The sequence below is a fragment of the Nocardioides aequoreus genome, assembly GCF_000720335.1.
Classification (GTDB): Bacteria; Actinomycetota; Actinomycetes; order Propionibacteriales; family Nocardioidaceae; genus Marmoricola; species Marmoricola aequoreus.
In genome coordinates, this window is the sequence record NZ_JOJN01000040.1 from 1 (window position 1) to 320 (window position 320).

Consider the following 320-nt stretch of genomic DNA (forward strand, 5'->3'; position numbering starts at 1 on the left):
CGCAAGGAGACCGCCGCCGGGTTCTGGCTACGCGCCACGTCGTTCTTCGCACAAGCCGGGATCAGCGTGCGGGCCGTGATGACCGACAACGGCGCCTGCTACCGCTCCCACGCCTTCGCAGCAGCACTCGGCAAGGACGTGAAGCACCGCCGCACCCGGCCCTACCGCCCCCAGACCAACGGCAAGGTCGAACGCTTCAACCGCACCCTCGCCGCCGAGTGGGCCTACGCCGCGATCTACCTCTCAGACGCCGCACGCGCCGCGACCTACGCCGACTGGCTCCACTTCTACAATCACCACAGACCCCACACCGGCATCGA

The 320-nt window shown here is 68.4% G+C and carries 1 protein-coding gene; it reads left to right on the top strand.

What is annotated here, in order from left to right; translation table 11 throughout:
- The coding region (locus IG63_RS0120240; protein WP_030486144.1) for an integrase core domain-containing protein at nt 1–320 on the top strand (320 nt) is incomplete at both ends.